Genomic DNA, 16615 nt, shown 5'->3' on the forward strand with positions numbered 1-16615 from the left:
CCCGCTTGCCGATCCGCAGCCGCGTTGACTCGGCTTCGTCCGGCTCTTATACGGAAACGAATTCTGAATTGGAAATCATTTCCAAAATAATCCGAGGGCGGACAGCGGGTGACGATCGCGGCGGTTGACCGGGCTCTGAAGCTGATGGAGGCGCTGGCCGGCGAGCCGGACGGCGTCGATCTCAGCCTGCTCGCCGACCGGCTCGGCCTGCCCTTCAGCGCCACGCACCGGCTGCTGGGCACGCTCGCCGAGCGCGGCTTCGTCCGGCAGGACCCGCATTCCGGCGCCTATGGGCTGACGCTGAAGCTGGCGCAGCTCGCCTTCCGCGACCTCGACAGCCGCGGCCTGCCCGATGCCGGGCAGATCGTGCTCGACCGGCTGGCTTCGGCGACGCGGGAATATTGCCGGCTCGCCGTGGTCGAGGGCGGCGAGCTGATCTGGATCGCCCGGGCGCAGGGCGCGACGGCGGGGCTGCGCTACGAGCCGCCGATGGGCGCGGGGCCGGTGCTGCACGCGACCGCGACCGGAAAGGCCTGGCTCGCCTCGCTGCCGGAGGCGGAGGCGCTGCGCATCGTCTTCGCCCATGGCTTCGACGGGGCCGGGCGCACCGGGCCGAACGCGCTCAGGGACGTCGATGCGCTGCGCGCCCATCTCGACGAGACGCGCCGGCGCGGCTTCGCCGTGGCGGTCGAGGAGGGCGAGATCGGCATCGTCGCGATGGCGAGGGTTTTCCGCGCCGGCCGGGACCCGGCCGCGCCGGCCGCCGGCACGCTCAGCGTCGCCGGCCCGCTGCCGCGCATGCCCGAGGAGCGGCGCCCGGCCATAGCCGAAGCGCTCCTGCGCGCGGCCGAGGACATGACCGGGATCTGGCCGCTGCGGCGGCGCCAGATCCAGCCGGCCAAGGCCGCGCCCGCCGGCGAGACCCAGCAGACAGGAGCATCGGCATGAGCGACGCAGCCGCCACCCCGGCTCTCCCGGCGGCCGCGACCGGACGGAGCCGGCTGCGCGACTGGGGTTCGGCCCTCGCCTGGCCGCTGGCGAGCTTCGCCGTGCTGCTCGCCGCCTGGGAGTGGCTGGTGCCGCTCGCGCGCATCCCGGAATACATCCTGCCCGTTCCGAGCGCCTTCTTCGAGCGGCTCTGGACCGACCGGGCCGAGATCTTCCAGCATACGCTGGTGACGGCGAACGAGGTCGTGCTCGGCTTCCTGATGGCGGCAGCGGTCTCGATCCCGCTCGGCTACGTCATCGTCTCGGTGCGCCTGCTGGAAAAGGCGATCTACCCGGTCATCGTCTTCTTCCAGCTCGTGCCGAAGATCGCGATCGCGCCGCTCTTCGTCGTCTGGTTCGGCTTCGGCCTGTTCCCGAAGGTGCTGCTGACCTTCCTGCTCTGCTTCTTCCCGACGCTGGTGGCGAGCATGACCGGCTTCCGCGCGCTGGACGAGCGCGTGCTCTACCTGACCCGCTCGATGGGCGCCTCGGCCTGGCAGACCTTCCGCTATGTGCGTGTGCCGGCGGCGCTGACCTATATCTTCTCCGGCCTCAAGGTCTCGGCCGTCTTCGCCGCGACCGGCGCGATTGTCGGCGAGTTCGTCGGCGCCAATGCCGGGCTGGGCTATCTGCTGCTGCGCGGCACGAGCTTCCTCGACATGCCGCTGATCTTCGCCTGCCTCGTGGCGCTCAGCGTCGTCGGCATCCTGTTCAGCTACATCGTCGACGGCCTCGAGGTCCTGCTGATGCCCTGGCAGCGCAAGGGCTGACCACCACACCGCAATAAGCCGGACGAACCGGCTCAAGGGAGGATAATCATGAACAGACGCATGCTGATCGGCGCCGTCGCGGCCCTGGCGCTCAGCGCCTCGGGCGCGCTGGCGCAAGGCGCCGGCAAGCCGATGAAGATCACGCTCAACTTCCTCGCCGCCGCGCCCAATGCCGGCTTCATGATGGCCAAGCAGATGGGGCTCTACCAGAAGGCCGGCATCGACCTGACCATCGAGGAGGGCAAGGGCTCCGGCACCACGGCGCAGATGGTCGCGACCGGCCAGAGCGATCTCGGCTTCGCCGACGCGCCCGCCGCGATGCAACTGCGCACCAAGGGCGCGCCGGTGAAGATCATCGCGCCGATGCTGCAGACCAACGGCTTCGCCATCATCGCGCTGGAGGACAGCGGCATCGCCGCGCCGAAGGACCTCGTCGGCAAGAAGGTCGCGGTCCAGCCCGGCACGGCGCAGACCACGCTGCTCGACGCCATCCTCGCCAGCAACCAGATCGACAAGAGCAAGCTCGACATCATCAATATCGACCCCGGCGCCTTCGTCGGGGCGCTGCTGGAGAAGAAGGTCGACGCCATCCTGGGCGGCGCCGATTTCCACTCGGTGCAGATCCGCGAGCGCGGCTTCAAGGTGCGCGACATCTTCTACCGCGATGTCGGCGTGCCCACCGTCGGCCTCTCGATCATCGCCCGCGACGACAGGATCAAGGCCGATGCCGCGCTCTACAAGAAGTTCGTCGAGGCGAGCCTGCTCGGCTGGGACGCCGCCCGCAAGAACCCGGACGCCGCCGCCGACGCCGTCGTCACGCAGTTCCCCTCGGTGAAGAAGGCGCAGGTGCTCGCCCAGTTCGACGTGGTCGACAAGCTGCTCTGCGCGCCCGGCGCGACCGCGCTCGGCAGCGTGCCGGAGGCGAACTGGAGCAAGAGCTTCGAGCTGCTGACCCAGTATCTCGGCCTGCCCAAGGACAAGCCGATCGGCGACTACTACACGACCGAGCTGCTGCCGGCCTCGGCCCCGGCCTGCCCCTGACAACCCGGCCGCTGTCATCCCGGACGGAGCGAAGCGCAGATCCGGGATCAACTTGGATTGATCGAGACGCCAACATGACAGCCACAGCCGCCCGCGCCGCCGCCTCGATCGAGGGGCGCGGCATCATCAAGACCTTCGGCGGCTTCACCGCCGTCGACGGGCTGAATCTGAACATCCGCAGCGGCGAGTTCGTCAGCCTGATCGGCCCCTCCGGCTGCGGCAAGAGCACCTTCATGCTGATGGCGGCGGGGCTGATCCCGGTCAGCCGGGGGGAGCTGCTGGTCGACGGCAAGGCCCTGACCGCGCCGCTCACCGATATCGGCATCGTCTTCCAGGACCACCTGCTGCTGGAATTCCGCACGGCGATGGAGAACGTGCTGCTGCAGGCGGAGATCCGCGGCCTGCCGCTGGAGCCGGCGCGCGAGCGGGCGCTGGAGCTCTTCGACAAGCTCGGCATCGCGCATGCGGCCGACCGCTATCCCAAGCAGCTCTCCGGCGGCATGCGCCAGCGCGTCTCGATCGCGCGGGCGCTGATCCACAATCCGGCCGTGCTGATGATGGACGAGCCCTTCGGCGCGCTCGACGCCATCACCCGCACCCAGATCCGCCACGATCTCGAGCTGCTCTGGATGGAGCAGGCCAAGACGGTGGTGTTCATCACCCATTCGATCGAGGAGGCGATCGGCCTCTCCGACCGCGTGCTGGTGATGTCGCCGACGCCGGGCCGGATCGTCGACGAGATCGCGATCGAACTGCCGCGCCCGCGCCCGGCCCATCTCGGCGACTATCCGAGCTTCAACCATTATGCCGACCGCATCCACGACGCCTTCCGGCGCTTCGGCGTGATCAGGTACTGAGACGCCTCAGAGCGACGAGACGAGGTGGCCGCCATCGACCTCGATGGTCGAGCCGGTGATGTAGCTGCCGGCCTGCGAGGCGAGCAGGAGCAAGGCCCCGTCGAGCTCCTCGGGCCGGCCGAGCCGGCGCTGCGGAATGCGGCGGATCAGTTGCTGGCCGGGCTCCGACGCGAAGAAATCGCGGTTGATATCGGTCTCGATATAACCGGGACAGAGCGCGTTGACCCGGATGCCGTCGCGCGCCCATTCCAGCGCCAGCGCCTTGGTCAACTGGATCACGCCCGCCTTCGAGGCGGCATAGGCGCTGACGCCGCCGGCGACGCGATGCCCCAGGATCGAGGCGATGTTGACGATCGCGCCGCCCCGGCCGGAAGCGCGCATGCGCCGCGCCGCCGCCTGCGCCACCAGGAAGACGCCCTTGAGATTGGTGTCGAGCACCTGGTCCCATTCGTTCCCGGAGAGGTCGGCCGCGCGGGCCGCGCCGCTGACCCCGGCATTGTTGACGAGGATGTCGAAGGAGCGCCCCTCCAGCGCCTCGCGGACCGAGCGCGCATCGGTCACGTCGAGCGCCACGCCCTGCGCCTCGCCACCGGCATCGGCGATCTCGGCGCAGGCGCCGTCGAGGGCGGCCTTGCGCCGCGCCGCCAGCGTCACCGCGACGCCGTAGCGGGCGAGCAGCCGCGCGAAATGCAGGCCGAGGCCGCCGGAAGCGCCGGTGACCAGCGCGGTCTTGCCGGACAGGTCGCCGAAGAGAAGGATCGGATCGCGCTCGCTCATCCCGGAACATTCGGCCAGCCGGACGAAGGGATCAAGAGCCGCGCCTCAGGCCGAAGCGCGGGGCGGCAGCGGCGCTGTCCGCAGAAAATGACCCGGGTAAAATCCCTTGCGCTCTTTTTACCCGGGTTATAATAAGCCTGACCGACACAGCCATAGCCGTTGGAAGCGATGCGACAGGAAGACAGGAAGGCGGCGCTCGCCGCCTACAGGGAGCGCAAGACCGCAGCCGGCATCTACCTGCTGCATTGCGTGCCGAGCGGCCAGCGCTGGGTCGGCCGGGCGACGGATCTCGCCAGCATCGAGAACCGCCTGCGCTTCACCCTGCGCCACCGCAGCCACAGTCATCGCGGATTGCAGGCCGCCTGGGACGCGCATGGGCCGGAAGCGTTCAGGCTGGAGGAGATGGAACGGCTGGAGGAGGAAAGCCTCGCCTATCTGCGCGACCGCATCCTCAAGCAGCGGCTCGATCACTGGCGCGCAAAGCTCGGCGTCGAGGCGATCTGAAGCCCACGCCTCGCGCCATGCGAAGCCGACGGGCCCTCCCCGGCGGCCCGCCGATTCCGATCTTCGATCGGCCCCGGGACAGGCTCGGGGAGGTCCGGGACCGGAAGCGGCCGGCCGCTGCCGTCAATCGTCCATCTTGAGGGCGGCGATGAAGGCTTCCTGCGGGATTTCGACCTTGCCGAACTGCCGCATCTTCTTCTTGCCTTCCTTCTGCTTCTCCAGAAGCTTGCGCTTGCGGGTGGCGTCACCGCCATAGCATTTGGCGGTGACGTCCTTGCGCAGTGCCCGGATGGTCTCGCGGGCGACGATCTTGCCGCCGATCGCGGCCTGCACCGGGATCTGGAACATGTGCGGCGGGATCAGCTCCTTGAGCTTCTCGCACATGGCGCGGCCGCGCGTCTCGGCCCGCGTCCGGTGGACCAGCATGGAGAGCGCGTCGACCGGCTCGGCATTGACCAGGATCGACATCCGCACCAAGTCGCCCTCGCGATAATCGGTGATCTGGTAGTCGAAGGAGGCGTAGCCCTTCGAGATCGACTTCAGCCGGTCGTAGAAGTCGAAGACCACCTCGTTGAGCGGCAGGTCGTAGACCACCTTGGCGCGCGAGCCGACATAGCCGAGGTCGATCTGCAGGCCGCGGCGGTCCTGGCAGAGCTTCAGCACCGAGCCGAGATAGTCGTCGGGCGTGAAGATGGTGGCGCGGATCCAGGGCTCCTCGATCGCCTCGATCTTCATCACATCCGGCATGTCGGCCGGGTTGTGCAGCTCCTGCACCGTGCCGTCGCGCAGGCGCATGCGGTAGACGACCGAGGGCGCCGTCGAGATCAGGTTGAGGTTGAACTCGCGCTCCAGCCGCTCCTGGATGATCTCCAGATGCAGCAGGCCGAGGAAGCCGCAGCGGAAGCCGAAGCCGAGCGCGGCGGATGTCTCCATCTCGTAGGAGAAGCTGGCGTCGTTGAGCCGCAGCTTGGCCATGGCGCCGCGCAGATCCTCGAAATCGGCGGCGTCGACCGGGAAGATGCCGCAGAACACCACCGGCACCACCGGCTTGAAGCCCGGCAGCGGCTCGGCGACCGGCTTCTTCTCGTCGGTGATGGTGTCGCCGACGGCGGTGTCCGCCACCTCCTTGATCGAGGCGGTGAAGAAGCCGACCTCGCCGGGGCCGAGCTCCTTGACCTCCAGCATCTTCGGCTTGAACACGCCGACGCGGTCGACGCCGTAGGAGGCCTTGGCCCGCATCATGCGGATGGTCATGCCCTTGCGCAGATAGCCGTCGATGACGCGCACCAGGACGACGACGCCGAGATAGGTGTCGTACCAGCTATCGACCAGCATCGCCTTCAGCGGCGCCTCGGGATCGCCCTTCGGCGGCGGAAGCTTCTCGACGATCGCCTCCAGCACGCCCTCGATATTGAGGCCGGTCTTGGCCGAGATCGGCACCGCGTCGGAGGCGTCGAGGCCGATCACATCCTCGATCTGCTCCTTGATCCGCTCCGGCTCGGCCGCCGGCAGGTCGATCTTGTTGAGGACGGTGACGATCTCGTGATTGGCGTCGAGCGCCTGGTAGACGTTCGCCAGCGTCTGCGCCTCGACGCCCTGCGAGGCGTCGACGACGAGGAGCGAGCCCTCGCAGGCCGCCAGCGAGCGCGAGACCTCATAGGCGAAGTCGACATGGCCGGGCGTGTCCATCAGGTTGAGGACGTAGTCCTTGCCGTCCTTGGCCTTGTAATCCAGCCGCACCGTCTGGGCCTTGATGGTGATGCCGCGCTCCTTCTCGATATCCATCGAGTCGAGGATCTGGTCGCTCATGTCGCGGGCCGCGACGGTGCCGGTCTGCTGGATCAGACGGTCGGCCAGCGTCGACTTGCCGTGGTCGATATGGGCCACGATCGAGAAGTTGCGGATATTGTCGATGGTGCGGGTGCTCATGCGCGCGCCATAGCAGCGAAGCCGCGTGGCGCCAAGCGGCTGGCGCGGTTCGAGCCGCATCAAAGCCCTTTGCGGGCCCAAGAACCGCACGGTCCTCGCGGCAGCCCAGCGGGTCCGGCCTTCGGCGGGCCGGCGGCGGGCTCCGGCTGGGCGCGGCTTCGCCGCTTGTCCGGGATGAGGCGAGGTTCTCCCGATTTCCGAAAGCATCTTGAAAATTCCAATATACAGGAATTATTCTCCATCCATGGAGATCGACCACGACACCGAGATCGACCGGCTGCTCGGCCAGCGGCTGAAGGCGGCCCGCCGGCGCCACGGCCTGACGCTCGAAGCCCTCGCCGAACGCAGCGGCGTCAGTCGCGCCATGATCTCGCGGATCGAGCGCGGCGAATCGAGTCCGACCGCGCCCCTGCTGGTCCGGCTCGGCTCCGGGCTCGGCCTCTCGCTCTCGGCGCTGCTGGAAGACGGCCCGGGAGCCGGGCCGCTGGCGCGGCGCGATGCCCAGCCGGTCTGGCGCGATCCGGCGAGCGGCTATCTGCGTCGCAACGTCTCGCCGCGCGGCACCGGCTCGGGCTTCGAGATCGTCGAGGTCGCGCTGCCGGCCGGCGCCGAGGTGCATCTCACCAGCGCGTCCGGCGCGCCGGCACTCGACCAGCAGATATGGGTGCTCGACGGCCGGCTCGACCTCACCGTGGAAGGCGCCCGGCACGACCTCGCTGCGGGCGACTGCCTGCAGATGCACCTGCGCGGGCCGATCATCTACCGCAATCCGGGCAGCGCGCCCGTCCGCTACGCCGTCATCCTCGCCGCGGGCAGCGGCGCCTTTCCGGGACATGCCGCATGAACGCCCCCGCCGCGAGCACCGCCATCGCCATCGGCACTCTCGATGCCCCCGCCGCCGCAGCCGCGATACCGGCCCTGGCGGAGATCCTGCGCGACTGCGTCGCCAACGGCGCCTCCGTGGGCTTCATGAGCTGGAACGGGGCGGCGGATTACGAGCGCTTCTGGCGCGATGTCGCGGCCGGCGTCGCGAGCGGGCAGATCGTCCTGTTCGCCGCGCGGAACGCGGAGGGGATCGTCGGCACGGCGCAGCTTCACCTGGCGGCCAAGCCGAACCAGCCGCACCGGGCCGAGATCGCCAAGGTGCTGGTGCATTCGCGCGCGCGCCGGCAGGGCGTCGGCGAGGCGCTGATGCGCCGGGCCGAGACGGTCGCGCGCGAAAAGGGGCGCGACCTCCTGGTGCTCGACACCGACGAGAACGGCGCGGCCCGGCGGCTCTACAACCGGCTGGGCTGGACGGAGCTCGGCACCATCCCGCGCTTCGCGCTGATGCCGGACGGCACCGATTGCGGCTCGACCTTCTTCTACAAGAGCCTCGCCTGAGGCGTGTCGACGTTTGATTGCGGTAGCTTAGCGCGCATTGTCGTTCCGGGGCTTCGCGCAGCGAAGAACCCGGAATGACAGCCGCGCCTCAACCTTCCCCGGCTTCGCCGCGCACATAGGGCTCGACCGGGCCCTTGAGCGTGATCGTCATGGGGCGGCCGAAGCGGTCCTTGGCGTTGCCGGCCGCGACCTTCACCCAGCCTTCCGAGACGCAGTATTCCTCGACATTGGTCTTCTCGACGCCCTTGAAGCGGATGCCGATGTCGCGGGCGAGCACGTCGGCGTCGTAAAACGGGCTGTCCGGATTGACGGACAGGCGGTCGGGAAGCTGCGCGGACATGGCGGGAACCTGCGGAAACGGTTGCTTTATGCGCTCGATAGCCGCTTCCGGGCTCAAAGCCAACTCAGGGCTTCACGCGCCCGCCCGCCTGCTCGATCAGCCTCGCCACGGCGGCCTGCCCCCTCGCGCGGGCATGGGCAAGCGGCGTCACGCCGTCGCGGTCGGCTCCAAGGGCAAGAGCCGCAGGCAGCGCCTCACCGAGCGCCATCCAGCAGGCGGCCGACGACCTTGGCGGTGTAGTCGACCATCGGGACGATGCGGGCATAGTTCAGCCGGGTCGGGCCGATGATGCCGACGACGCCGACGATGCGCTGCTCGGCGTCGCGGAACGGCGCCGCCACCATCGAGGACCCCGACATCGAGAACAGCTTGTTCTCCGAGCCGATGAAGATGCGCACGCCGTCGCCCTCCTCGGCTCGGGACAGGAGGTCGATCACGTCGGTCTGCGTCTCGAGATCGCCGAAGAGCATGCGGATGCGCTCCAGATCCTCCTGCGCCCGAAGATCGTCGAGCAGATTGGCCTGGCCGCGCACGATCAGGTGGCGGTCGCCGCTCGGGCCGGAGGCGGTGGCGATGCCGCTTTCGACCAGCCGGGCGGTCAGGGCGTCGAGCTCGCTCTCCATCCGCGCCCGCTGCGCCGCGATCTCGCCGCGCAATTCGCCGAGCGTCTTGCCGAGGATGCGGGCGTTGAGGAAGTTGGCGGCTTCGGTCAGGGCCGAGGCCGGCAGGCCCGGCGGCAGCGCCAGCAGGCGGTTCTCCACCGTGCCGTCCTCCGCCACCAGCACGACGAGGGCGCGGACGGGGTCGAGCCGGACGAATTCGATGTGCTTCAGCCGCGGGTCGGCCTTGGTGGTGACGACGACGCCGGCGCCGCGCGACAGGCCGGAGAGCAGCGCCGAGGCCTCGGTCAGCGTCTGGTCGAGGTTGCGGTGGCCGGCGCCGGCGCGGATCTGCGCCTCGATGCGGGCGCGCTCCTCGGAGGTGAGGTTGCCGACCTCCATCATCGCATCGACGAAGAAGCGCAGGCCCCGCTCCGTGGGCAGGCGCCCCGCGGAGGTGTGCGGCGCGTAGATCAGCCCCGCCAGCTCCAGATCGGTCATGACGTTGCGCACCGTCGCCGGCGAGAGCGCCATCGGCAGCAGGCGGGCGATGTTGCGCGAGCCGACCGGCTCGCCGGTCGCGAGGTAGCCGTCGACGATCTGGCGGAAGATCTCGCGCGAGCGCTGGTCGGTCTCGACCAGGCCGCTCGTCGTCTCGGGGCGGGAGGTGTGGGCGCTCATGAACCTCGGCTGCGAAAACCGCGCACTGATCCCTTATTGTCGTCATGCCGCGGGCATGGATCAAGAGGCCCGCGCGCGCGGCGCCTTGCCGTGCGGCCTGCGAGGGCCTAAAAGCCGCCTCTCCCCGCCAGACAGGACAGTTTCATGCGACCCTCCAAACGCGCCGCCGACGAGATGCGCAAGGTCACGCTCGAACGCGGCGTCGTGCGTTATGCCGAAGGCTCCTGCCTGGTGACCTTCGGCGAGACCAAGGTGCTCTGCGCGGCGACCGTCGAGGAGAAGGGGCCGCCCTGGCTGCGCGGCACCGGCAAGGGCTGGGTCACGGCCGAATATTCCATGCTGCCGCGCGCGACCCATGAGCGCACGCGCCGCGAGGTCACCTCGGGCAAGCCCTCCGGCCGCACCCAGGAGATCCAGCGCCTGGTCGGCCGCTCCTTGCGCGCCGTGGTCGACCTGACCGCGCTCGGCGAGCGTCAGATCGTCGTCGACTGCGACGTGCTCCAGGCCGATGGCGGCACCCGCACGGCCTCGATCACCGGCGCCTGGGTGGCGCTGCACGACGCGCTGAAATGGATGGAAGGCCGCAACCTGCTCAAGGGCACCAACCCGTTGAAGGACCATGTCGCGGCCGTCTCCTGCGGCATCGTCGCCGGCCAGCCGGTGATCGATCTCGACTATGTCGAGGATTCCGGCGCGCAGACCGACGCGAATTTCGTCATCACCGGCGCGGGCGGCCTCGTCGAGGTGCAGGGCACGGCCGAGGGCGCGCCCTTCTCGGAGGAGGAGCTGCTCAGCCTGCTCAAGCTCGCCAAGGGCGGGGTCGGCAAGCTCGTCGCCTTGCAGAAGGCGGCGGTGGCCTGATTCGATGCTGGAGCGGTTCATCTCGACGGGTCATCCCGGCCGGAGCGGCGTCAGCCGCGCAGAGCCGGGATCCATGCCCGAACCGTTCCGGCATGGATCCCGGGTCTCCCTTCGGTCGCCCGGGATGACCGTGGACATTCGAGAGGGCTGGAATTGAAATGACCAATCACCGCCTCCTCGCCGGCAAGGTCGTGATCGCGACCCACAACCCAGGCAAATTGCGCGAGATGCGCGACCTGCTGGCGCCTTACGGCATCGAGCTGGTCTCGGCCGGGGAGCTCGGCCTGCCCGAGCCGGTCGAGGACGGCTTCATGTTCTCCGAGAACGCGGCGATCAAGGCGGTCGCCGCGACGCGGGCAAGCGGACTGCCGGCGCTTTCCGACGATTCCGGCATCTGCATCGACGCGCTCGACGGCGCGCCCGGCCTGTTCTCGGCCAACTGGGCCGGGCAGGCTAAGGATTACGCCGCGGCGATCGCGCGCGTCCAGATCGAGCTCGCCAAGCGCGGCGCGCTGTCGCCGGCGCAGCGCAAGGCGCATTTCGTCTCGGCGCTGGTGATCGCCTGGCCGGACGGCCATCAGGAACTGTTCGAGGGCCGCGTCTTCGGCACGGTGACCGAGCAGGCGCGCGGCACCAGCGGCTTCGGCTACGATCCGATCTTCCTGCCCGACGGCCACGACAAGACCTTCGGCGAGATGAGTTCGGAAGAGAAGCACGGCATTCCGGCGGACGGCTCGCCGGGCCTGTCGCATCGGGCACGCGCCTTTCATGCGCTGGCGGCCGCTTGCCTGAGGAAACCCGCGTGAGCCTCGCGGCCGCCCTGTCGGAGCGGCCTTTTACCCCGCATCCGACCGCGGATGCGGGCTTCGCCGTCTATGTACACTGGCCGTTCTGCCTGGCCAAATGCCCCTATTGCGACTTCAACTCGCATGTGCGGCTGCAGCCGCCCGACCAGCAGCGCTACATCGCCGCCTTCCGCCGCGAGATCGCGCATCGCGCCGCGCTGGTGCCGGGACGCACCGTCTCCTCGATCTTCTTCGGCGGCGGCACGCCCTCGCTGATGGAAGGCCGCACCGTCGGCGCGATCCTCGACGCCATCGGCGCGCATTGGGCGGTCGATCCGAACTGCGAAATCTCCCTGGAGGCCAATCCGACCAGCGTCGAGGCCGGGCGCTTCAGCGATTTCCGGGCGGCCGGGGTCAACCGCGTCTCGCTCGGCGTGCAGGCGCTCAACGACGCCGATCTCAAGGCGCTCGGCCGGATGCATTCGGCGCAGGAGGCGCTGGCCGCGGTCGCGATCGCGCGCCGCTATTTCGAGCGCTATTCCTTCGACCTGATCTATGCCCGCTCGCCGGCGCAGACGCCGGCGCTGTGGCGCGCCGAGCTGGAGCTGGCGATCAGTCATGCCGCCGAGCATCTCTCGCTCTACCAGCTCACCATCGAGCCCGGCACCGCCTTCGACCGGCTGTTCCGCGCCGGCAAGCTCGCCATTCCCGACCACGACACCGGCGCGGCGCTCTACGAGACGACGCAGGAGATCACGGCGAAGCATGGCCTGCCGGTCTACGAGATCTCGAACCATGCCCGGCCTGGCGCGGAGTGCCGGCACAACCTCGTCTACTGGCATTATGGCGAATATGCCGGGATCGGCCCCGGCGCCCATGGCCGGCTGGTGACGGCGCAAGGCCGCATGGCGCATTCGACCGAGAAGCGGCCGGAGATCTGGCTGGACCGGGTCGAGGCTGAAGGCCATGCCCTCGTCGAGGACGACCGGCTGAGCGAGGAGGCGCAGGGCGACGAATACCTGCTGATGGGGCTTCGCCTGGTCGAGGGCATCGACCCGGTCGTGTTCAAGGCGCTGTCCGGCCGCGCGCTCGACGCCAGGCGCGTCGCCGGCCTGATCGAGGAGAAGCTGCTGATGCGCCGGCAGGGCGGCCGGCTCGCGGCGACGCCGGAGGGCGCGCTGCTGCTCGACGCGCTGGTGGCGGATCTCGCGGCCTGAGGCGCCGTCTGCTCCACCCTCATTCCAGGGCATCGCGCAGCGATGAGCCCGGACCGACGGTGGAAAAGGGTCCGGGCCTCAGTCCTTGCCCAGCCTCGCCCCCGTCTTCGGGTCGAAGACATGGACCTTGTCGGGATCGACCGTGATCCAGAGCCGGCCCTCCTGCGCGGCGACGTCGCCGGTCGCAGCCTGCATGACGAAAGGCTGGCCGGCGAGCTTGCCGTGGAAGAGCTGCGTCGCGCCCAATTCCTCGACGAACTCGACATCGAAGGGCAGCGAGCCGGCGTCGTCGTCGGAGACGATCTCGACATCCTCCGGCCGCAGGCCGACCTCCACCGGCGTCTGCGCCGGCAGGTCGTCGCGCAGGTCATGCGCCTGCAGCACCGTGTCGCCGAGCGCGACGATGCCATGGCCGTCGACCACGCCGGGCAGGATGTTCATCGGCGGCGAGCCGATGAAGGTCGCGACGAATTTGCTCGCCGGCTTGCGGTAGACCTCGGCCGGCAGGCCGATCTGCTCGACCTGCCCGGCATTCATCACCACGAGCTTGTCGGAGAGCGTCATCGCCTCGACCTGGTCGTGGGTGACGTAGATCGCGGTGACGCCGAGCGAACGCTGCAATTTCTTGATCTCGACGCGCATCTGGACGCGCAGCTTGGCGTCGAGGTTGGACAGCGGCTCGTCGAAGAGGAAGACCTGCGGGTTGCGCACGATGGCGCGGCCCATGGCGACGCGCTGGCGCTGGCCGCCGGAGAGCTGGCGCGGCCGGCGCTCCAGATAGGGCTCGATGGCCAGGATGCGGGCCGCCTCCTTCACGCGCCGGTCGATCTCGTCCTTCGGCGTGCCGCGGTTGCGCAGGCCATAGGCCATGTTGTCGTAGATGTTCATATGCGGGTAGAGCGCATAGTTCTGGAACACCATGGCGATGTCGCGGTCGGCCGGCTCGACCTGGTTGACGACGCGGCTCCCGATCGCGACCTCGCCGGAGGTGATCGTCTCCAGCCCGGCGACCATGCGCAGCAGCGTGGACTTGCCGCAGCCGGAAGGGCCGACGAGCACGCAGAAGCCGCCATCGGGAATGTCGAAGGAGACGCCCTTCACGGCCTCGACGCCGCCGGCATAGACCTTCTTGACGTTGCTGAGAGTGACCTGGGCCATGGTTGTCCTTGGGCAGTCGGCAATCGGTGATGCTTGGTCGGCAGCGGGCGGTCGGCGGTCGGCAGTCGAGGCGCATGCTACGCCTGCCGACTGCGCATTGCCGACCGCCCTATTTTTCCGTCTCCACCAGGCCCTTCACGAAGAGCCTCTGCATGGCGATGACGACGAGGACCGGCGGCAGCATCGCCAGCATGGCGGTGGCCATGGCGAGCTGCCATTCGGTCAGGGCGTCGGCGGTGACGATCATCTTCTTGATGGCGATGACGATGGTCTGCATCGAGTCCTTCGTCGTCACCAGGAGCGGCCAGAGATACTGGTTCCAGCCATAGATGAACTGGATGACGAACAGCGCCGCGATCGTGGTGATCGAGAGCGGGATCAGCGTGTCCTTGAAGAACTTGAACGGGCCGGCGCCGTCGATCTTGGACGCTTCGAGCAGTTCGTCGGGGATCGTCATGAAGAACTGCCGGAACAGCAGCGTGCCCGTCGCCGAGGCGATCAGCGGGACGGCGAGGCCCTGATAGGTGTCGAGCATCCGCAGATCCGAGACGATCTTGAAGGTCGGGAAGATGCGGACCTCGACCGGCAGCATCAGCGTCACGAAGATGATCCAGAACGCCGTCATCCGGAAGGGGAAGCGGTAATAGACCACGGCATAGGCCGAAAGCACCGAGATGAAGATCTTCCCCAGCGCGATCGCCATCGCCATGATGAAGGAGTTCAGCATCATGTTGATCACCGGCTCGCGCGTGGTGCTCGAGGTGCCGACGAACAGGATGCGGTTGTAGTTCTCGAGGAAATACGGGCCGGGCCAGAGCGGCATCTGGCCGTTGATCACGGTGGCGGCGTCCCAGGTCGAGGCGACGAAGGTCAGCCAGACCGGGAAGGCGACGATCAGCACGCCGATCGTCAGGATGACATAGGCGATCGCATCGCCCAGGCGCCGGTCCTCGACCATCAGGCCCTCCCCATCTCGCGCAGCAGCCCGGCCAGCGCCGCGGCGCAGGCATCGAGGCAGGCGCGCCCCTTTTCGACGCTGGCGCGGCGCGCATCGCCGACCACGCCGGTCTCCGTCATCTCGCGGAAGGAGCGGTGGCGGGAGACGTTCGCCCGGCCGGGCAGGCCCCCGCGCGCGCCGAAGGCCTCGCCGAGACGGGGTTCGCGCAGCGCGCCCGGCGCCAGCGCCATCATCATCGAGGTCTCGACCTCGCAGGCATGCTGGACGCCGGCCTGGTCCTCCAGCAGCGGCCCGAGCGCCGCCTCGGCCAGCAGGAAATAGGTGGTGGCCTCGACATGCAGCCGGGTCTCGCGGGCGAAATCGGGCAGGAAGGCGGTGAGCGCGGCGATGTTGCCGCCATGGCCGTTGACGATCAGCACCCGGTGGAAGCCATGGCGCTCGATGCTCTTCAGCAGCGCGAGCAGCACGGCGCGATAGGTCGGGATGTCGAAGGTGAAGGTGCCGCCGAAGGCCATGTGATGCTCGGCCATGCCGCACCACAAGGTCGGCGCGACGACGACGTCGACATCGGCGGCGCGCTCGGCCGCCGCCTTGCAGACGCCGCCGCACAGCACCGTGTCGACCCCGACCGGCAGATGCGGCCCGTGCTGCTCGATCGAGGCGACCGGCAGCACCACGACGGCGTCCCGGGCCGCCCGGGCGCGCAGTTCCTCGGCGGTGAGATCCTGCCAGAGCACGGAGGTCATCAATAGCTCACCTTGCGCTCGATGAAGCGGAACTGGATCGCGGTCAGCGCGATCACCATGACCAGCAGCACCACCGACTGCGCCGCCGAGCCGCCGAGGTCCGAGCCGCCCTTGCCGTCCGAGAAGACCTTGTAGACCAGCGTCTCGGTCGCGCCCGAGGGGCCGCCGCCGGTCACCGCGTCGATGATGCCGAAGGTGTCGAAGAAGACATAGACGATGTTGACGACGAGCAGAAAGAAGGTCGTCGGCGAGAGCAGCGGGAAGACGATGGTCCAGAAGCGTCGCATCGGCCGGGCGCCGTCGATCACCGCCGCCTCGATCACGCTCTTCGGGATCGCCTGCAGGCCGGCGAGGAAGAACAGGAAATTGTAGCTGATCTGCTTCCAGGTCGCGGCCAGGATGACCAGCAGCATGGCGTGGTTGCCGTCGAGGCGCGGGTTCCACGGCACGCCGAGCGACTGCAATCCGCGCCCGAGCATGCCCAGCGAGGGGTCGAACATGAACAGCCAGAGCACGCCGGCGATGGCGGGCGCCACCGCATAGGGCCAGATCAGCAGGGTCTTGTAGATCTCGGCGCCGCGGATCTGGCGGTCGGCCATCACCGCGAAGAGCAGCGCGATCGAGAGCGACAGCACGCAGACGAAGGTCGAGAACACCGCGGTGTTGATGAAGGCCTTGAGGTAGCCGGGATCGGCGAAGAGCGCCTGGTAGTTCTCGAACCAGACGAACTGCGTCGAGGTGCCGAAGGCGTCCTCGAGCAGGAAGCTCTGCCAGACGGCCTGGGTCGCCGGCCAGTAGAAGAACACGACGGTGATCGCAAGCTGCGGCAGGAGCAGCAGGAAGGGAATCGTCAGCCCCTTGAAATAGGCGTTCTTCTGCATGCGCGGCCTTGTCCGACGAGGTCATTCCGGGCGCCCGCTCGGTCCGATCCTCGATCGGCCCAAGGGCAGGCTCCGGGAGACCCGGGATCCATGCCGCAACCGTTCCGGCATGGATCCCGGATCTACGCTTCGCTACGCCCG

The 16615-nt window shown here is 68.7% G+C and carries 18 protein-coding genes; 10 read left to right on the top strand and 8 right to left on the bottom strand.

Annotated elements, in window-relative coordinates:
• Window positions 1-108 precede the first annotated feature (108 nt).
• The 4 genes from ACWH43_RS21395 to ACWH43_RS21410 all read left to right on the top strand — a co-directional run bounded on the left by ACWH43_RS21395 (window position 109) and on the right by ACWH43_RS21410 (window position 3655).
• Window positions 109-948 carry an IclR family transcriptional regulator gene (locus ACWH43_RS21395; RefSeq protein WP_158444156.1) on the top strand — a complete coding sequence of 280 codons (840 nt, stop codon included), beginning with the start codon at window positions 109-111 and terminating at the stop codon, window positions 946-948.
• Complete coding sequence (locus ACWH43_RS21400; protein WP_158444155.1) at window positions 945-1757, top strand: ABC transporter permease; 813 nt, start codon at window positions 945-947, stop codon at window positions 1755-1757. Before ACWH43_RS21395 ends, ACWH43_RS21400 begins: the two co-directional genes overlap by 4 nt.
• Before the next feature lie 48 nt (window positions 1758-1805).
• A complete protein-coding gene (locus tag ACWH43_RS21405; RefSeq protein WP_158444154.1) occupies window positions 1806-2798 on the top strand; it encodes an ABC transporter substrate-binding protein in 993 nt (330 codons plus the stop codon).
• 74 nt (window positions 2799-2872) lie between these two features.
• Window positions 2873-3655: an ABC transporter ATP-binding protein gene (locus tag ACWH43_RS21410; RefSeq protein WP_158444153.1), complete on the top strand. Its 783-nt coding sequence runs from the start codon at window positions 2873-2875 to the stop codon at window positions 3653-3655.
• Between the two features lie 6 nt (window positions 3656-3661).
• Here the strand turns inward: ACWH43_RS21410 and ACWH43_RS21415 are convergent, their stop codons facing one another.
• On the bottom strand, window positions 3662-4432 hold the full coding sequence (locus tag ACWH43_RS21415) for an SDR family NAD(P)-dependent oxidoreductase (RefSeq protein ID WP_158444152.1): 771 nt from the start codon (window positions 4430-4432) through the stop codon (window positions 3662-3664).
• 168 nt (window positions 4433-4600) lie between these two features.
• On the opposite strand from ACWH43_RS21415, the gene ACWH43_RS21420 reads away from it, so the two are divergent.
• A complete protein-coding gene (locus tag ACWH43_RS21420; protein ID WP_158444151.1) occupies window positions 4601-4936 on the top strand; it encodes a GIY-YIG nuclease family protein in 336 nt (111 codons plus the stop codon).
• 123 nt (window positions 4937-5059) lie between these two features.
• Here ACWH43_RS21420 and lepA read toward each other — a convergent pair whose 3' ends face one another.
• On the bottom strand, window positions 5060-6865 hold the full coding sequence (lepA, locus tag ACWH43_RS21425; RefSeq protein ID WP_158444150.1) for a translation elongation factor 4: 1806 nt from the start codon (window positions 6863-6865) through the stop codon (window positions 5060-5062).
• A 244-nt stretch (window positions 6866-7109) separates the two neighbouring features.
• On the opposite strand from lepA, the gene ACWH43_RS21430 reads away from it, so the two are divergent.
• Window positions 7110-7709 carry a helix-turn-helix domain-containing protein gene (locus ACWH43_RS21430; RefSeq protein ID WP_158444149.1) on the top strand — a complete coding sequence of 200 codons (600 nt, stop codon included), beginning with the start codon at window positions 7110-7112 and terminating at the stop codon, window positions 7707-7709.
• Window positions 7706-8248, top strand: a complete 543-nt coding sequence (locus tag ACWH43_RS21435) for a GNAT family N-acetyltransferase (RefSeq protein ID WP_158444148.1) — start codon at window positions 7706-7708, stop codon at window positions 8246-8248. The genes ACWH43_RS21430 and ACWH43_RS21435 overlap by 4 nt, the downstream gene beginning before the upstream one ends.
• An 88-nt stretch (window positions 8249-8336) precedes the next feature.
• Here the strand turns inward: ACWH43_RS21435 and ACWH43_RS21440 are convergent, their stop codons facing one another.
• Together ACWH43_RS21440 and hrcA are read right to left on the bottom strand one after the other, a co-directional pair.
• Entirely contained in the window at window positions 8337-8588 is a 252-nt protein-coding gene (locus ACWH43_RS21440) for a DUF3297 family protein (protein ID WP_158444147.1), read from the bottom strand.
• A gap of 194 nt (window positions 8589-8782) precedes the next feature.
• The gene (hrcA, locus tag ACWH43_RS21445) at window positions 8783-9868 is read right to left on the bottom strand and encodes a heat-inducible transcriptional repressor HrcA (RefSeq protein ID WP_158444146.1); all 1086 of its coding nucleotides are present in this window, start codon (window positions 9866-9868) and stop codon (window positions 8783-8785) included.
• A gap of 144 nt (window positions 9869-10012) precedes the next feature.
• Between hrcA and rph the strand changes: the two genes are divergently transcribed.
• From rph to hemW, 3 genes are all read left to right on the top strand, one after another.
• Window positions 10013-10729: a ribonuclease PH gene (gene rph / locus ACWH43_RS21450; RefSeq protein WP_158444145.1), complete on the top strand. Its 717-nt coding sequence runs from the start codon at window positions 10013-10015 to the stop codon at window positions 10727-10729.
• Window positions 10730-10887: 158 nt separating this feature from the next.
• Window positions 10888-11535, top strand: coding sequence for an RdgB/HAM1 family non-canonical purine NTP pyrophosphatase (gene rdgB, locus ACWH43_RS21455; RefSeq protein WP_158444144.1), 648 nt, complete (start codon window positions 10888-10890; stop codon window positions 11533-11535).
• On the top strand, window positions 11532-12731 hold the full coding sequence (gene hemW / locus ACWH43_RS21460) for a radical SAM family heme chaperone HemW (protein WP_260349038.1): 1200 nt from the start codon (window positions 11532-11534) through the stop codon (window positions 12729-12731). Before rdgB ends, hemW begins: the two co-directional genes overlap by 4 nt.
• Before the next feature lie 78 nt (window positions 12732-12809).
• On the opposite strand, the gene ACWH43_RS21465 is transcribed toward hemW, so the two are convergent.
• The 4 genes from ACWH43_RS21465 to ugpA form a co-directional block, all read right to left on the bottom strand.
• Window positions 12810-13889 carry a sn-glycerol-3-phosphate import ATP-binding protein UgpC gene (locus ACWH43_RS21465; RefSeq protein WP_158444143.1) on the bottom strand — a complete coding sequence of 360 codons (1080 nt, stop codon included), beginning with the start codon at window positions 13887-13889 and terminating at the stop codon, window positions 12810-12812.
• Window positions 13890-13998: 109 nt separating this feature from the next.
• Window positions 13999-14847, bottom strand: coding sequence for a sn-glycerol-3-phosphate ABC transporter permease UgpE (ugpE, locus tag ACWH43_RS21470; RefSeq protein WP_158444142.1), 849 nt, complete (start codon window positions 14845-14847; stop codon window positions 13999-14001).
• Complete coding sequence (locus ACWH43_RS21475) at window positions 14847-15593, bottom strand: creatininase family protein (RefSeq protein ID WP_158444141.1); 747 nt, start codon at window positions 15591-15593, stop codon at window positions 14847-14849. The genes ugpE and ACWH43_RS21475 overlap by 1 nt, the downstream gene beginning before the upstream one ends.
• A complete protein-coding gene (ugpA, locus tag ACWH43_RS21480) occupies window positions 15593-16474 on the bottom strand; it encodes a sn-glycerol-3-phosphate ABC transporter permease UgpA (RefSeq protein ID WP_158444140.1) in 882 nt (293 codons plus the stop codon). Before ugpA ends, ACWH43_RS21475 begins: the two co-directional genes overlap by 1 nt.
• Window positions 16475-16615: the final 141 nt, after the last annotated feature.

The organism is Allobosea minatitlanensis (assembly GCF_964020775.1).